Below are 3,360 nucleotides of genomic sequence, written 5' to 3' on the forward strand. Positions count from 1 at the left end.
TCAATCCATTTGTCCAACGTTTAGAAAAACGGTCTGTTCCCCGGTGGATTTCGTCTCTTCTTTTATTAGCCGTTGTTGTTGGTTTCCTACTACTGTCTCTTGGAAAAATTATTCCGATTGCATTGGCACAGATTACAGAACTTATTCACAACTCTTCAGGACTTTCTGAAAGCATCAGAGCATTTGTAACATCGAATACAATCTTCGCATTGTTACGCAATATCAACGTACCGGTTGATGAATTGCAGGAAAAAATACAAAGTGCCATTTCCTCGAGCGCGGGAGAGTATTTTACTTCATTACTTGCGGGAACGAAAAATTTATTCTCAATGGTCGCCGCAATGTTTTCCCACATTCTTAATATTATTTTGGTACCATTTCTGACTTTTTATCTATTAAAAGATTTTCCTCGCATACAAGAATATGTGCAATCGTGGATACCTGAATCAAAGAAAGAAACCAGTATCACTCTCGTAAATAAAATCAATGTATTACTGAGCGAATATGTTCGCGGCGCGCTGACCGTTGCGTTTATACTTGGGACATTAATAGGAATTTCTTACTCAATATTCGGAATTCCTTATGCAATTGTAATCGGAATGATGATGATACCACTATATTTCGTTCCATTTTTTGGATACTTTTCCATAACAGCATTTTCTATTATTGCGGTACTGTTAAGCGGAGAACCAACACTGTTTTTATTTCTTGTTGTGTTTATAACAATGGGCATCATTATTCTTTCTGATATGGTTGTTTTATCTCCAAAGTTTATCGGAGAAAAGGTTGGAATTCATCCTGTCTTGCTTGTATTCTCTTTGTTTGTCTTCAGTATTCTATTCGGATTTATCGGGCTTGTGCTTGCTCTTCCTGTAACAGCAATAATCCTTTTGTTGGTTGAAGAGTGGAGAAACTATTTGAAGAAAGCTGAGTCGTTCTAAAGATAGGCGTGTCGTTTATTTTTCTTTATGAATACAGAACGTGGAATACTATACCTTGTTTCAACACCCATCGGAAACTACGAAGATATTACACTTCGCGCGTTAAATGTTTTGAAAGATGTTGACCTTGTTGTTTGTGAAGAACGCAAGGAAGGAAATCGTTTACTCTCGCATTACAAGATTGAACAACAGTTAGTGCAACTCAATGAACATAATGAATCTGCTGTTTCATCTATCATCCTTGATGAATTACACAAGGGCAAGAATGTTGCGCTCATTTCCGATTGTGGAACGCCGCTATTTTCCGACCCGGGAACTATTCTTGTTAAGAAAGCGATCCAATCGAAAATAAAAATTACCGCGATTCCCGGTTCATCATCGTTGCTTCCCGCGCTCATCACGTCCGGTTTTGATATGAAACAATTTTTGTTCTACGGATTTCTTTCACCGAAGCGGGAAAACAGAATTATAGAATTACAAAAACTTCGAAACGAAAAACGAACATTTGTATTGATGGATACTCCGTACCGTTTGTTGCAAGTATTGCGCGATATTGCAGAAGTAATCGGTTCTTCACGAAGATTATCCGTTGCGTTCAATTTAACGATGAACAATGAAGAAATATTTCGTGGAACGGCAATCGAATTGCAAACTTTTTTTTCGAAAGAACATACAAAGGGAGAATTTGTCATCATCGTTGAAAATATAAAGTAATACTGTTCTCTCTATCACTCAATCGTTTTTTCTCAATTCATTTTTTTAAAAATTGTTTGTAGGAACAATGCACTCACCAACTTTTGTAAAACTACAATTGAAAGAATCTTTTATCCACGATCTCGGTTGCTATGCAGTTGAAAATATTCCGCAAGGGGCATTTGTAATCGAGTACACTGGTGAATTAATATCAGCGGAAGAAGCATTAAAACGCGAAGCGGACAAGACACGAAACGGAATTTATACATTTTGGATTAGTGAAGAATTTGCAATTGATGGTTACGAACAAGGAAACTATTCGCGATATTTTAATCACTCGTGTTTGCCCAATTGCGAGTATGAAATCAAAGAAAAGACAATTCTGTTCTACGCTTCTCGCGACATTTTGCAAGGAGAAGAACTCACGATTGATTATGCGTTCGATGCAGAAGGAGAAAAAGTACAATGCTGTTGCGGGAAAGAAAATTGCAGAGGCGTGATAAATGCGTTAGAAACTTAAGCCGATAGTACATTTACCAATGGAAACACAGAACAAATCAAAACCCGATTGGAAACAAATTGCAAAATTGCTTCTCATTTCACGATTCATTGATGAAATGGAAGAGCAGGAACTTGTTCCGCAGAAAAAAGTAACTTATCAGTTTTCCGCAAAAGGGCACGAACTTGCGCAGATTTTACTTTCATCATTCATCACACACAAACACGATGGAGCGAGCGTGTATTATCGTTCCCGTCCGTTTGTTCTTGCACAAGGATTGACGATTGAAGAAGCGTTTGCAAGTTCAATGGCGAAATCGAAAAGTATCAGCGGCGGAAGAGATATCGGCGTTGTGTTCAATATGCGTTCGCGCGGAAAAGCAACGATTCTTCCAACGTCCGGTGATGTTGGTTCGCAATACACGCCGGCAGTTGGTTGGGCGCAAGCAATTCAGTATTATCAAAAAGTTTTCAAAGAAAAAGAATGGAGTAATGCGATTGCAGTTGCTTGCGGCGGTGATGGTTCTGTTGCAAGTAATGGATTTTGGTCTGCGCTCAACATTGCAACAACGTTGAAACTTCCGATTTTATTTTGCATTGAAGATAATGGTTACGGAATTTCAACTCCGGGTGTTTTGCAAACTCCATACGGAAATATTTCTGCGAACTTAAAATCATTTGGAAATCTTTTTGTTCTCGATGGTGATGGAAGCGAACCGAAAGAAGTATCAGAAAAAATTTCAAGAGCAGTAGAATATGTTCGCAGCGGAAATGGCGCGTGTTTGCTTCATCTTCGTGTGCCGAGAATTATGGGACATTCATTCGTTGATACACAATCGTATAAATCGGACAAGCAACGAAAAGATGAACTTGCCCGTGACCCGATTTTACATTTGAAAAAATTTATTGTTCCAAAAATTCTTTCCGAAAATGATTGGAAGAAATTAGAAGCAGTCACTCTAAAAGAAGTGAATGATGCAAAAGAAAATGCATTAGCACAAAGCGAACCGGAAATAAATTCGGCGAGAAGTTTTGTATTCTTTGAAAAGAGTTACGAGTTACAAGTTACGAGTAACGAATTAGAAAAGAAACAACCTGCAATTCGCAACTCGCAACTCGAAACTACTTCAGTTCGTTTAACGATGATAGAAGCAATTCGCAGAACGCTCGAAAGCGAAATGCAATTCAATAATAAAATACTCCTGTTCGGTGAAGATGTTGCAGTGAA

The 3,360-nt window shown here is 38.2% G+C and carries 4 protein-coding genes; all 4 read left to right on the plus strand.

Annotation, left to right across the window (positions count from 1 at the left end; translation table 11 throughout):
• A partial coding sequence (locus tag FJ218_11130) for an AI-2E family transporter (protein ID MBM4167453.1) occupies positions 1 to 941 on the plus strand: 941 nt, incomplete at its 5' end.
• 27 nt (positions 942 to 968) lie between these two features.
• A complete protein-coding gene (rsmI, locus tag FJ218_11135; protein ID MBM4167454.1) occupies positions 969 to 1,655 on the plus strand; it encodes a 16S rRNA (cytidine(1402)-2'-O)-methyltransferase in 687 nt (228 codons plus the stop codon).
• Between the two features lie 67 nt (positions 1,656 to 1,722).
• Entirely contained in the window at positions 1,723 to 2,154 is a 432-nt protein-coding gene (locus FJ218_11140) for an SET domain-containing protein (GenBank protein MBM4167455.1), read from the plus strand.
• Between the two features lie 19 nt (positions 2,155 to 2,173).
• Positions 2,174 to 3,360 (plus strand): pyruvate dehydrogenase (locus tag FJ218_11145; GenBank protein ID MBM4167456.1); only part of this gene is annotated, 1,187 nt, incomplete at its 3' end.

This window comes from Ignavibacteria bacterium, from assembly GCA_016873775.1.
Lineage (GTDB): Bacteria > Bacteroidota > Ignavibacteria > UBA10030 > F1-140-MAGs086 > JAGXRH01.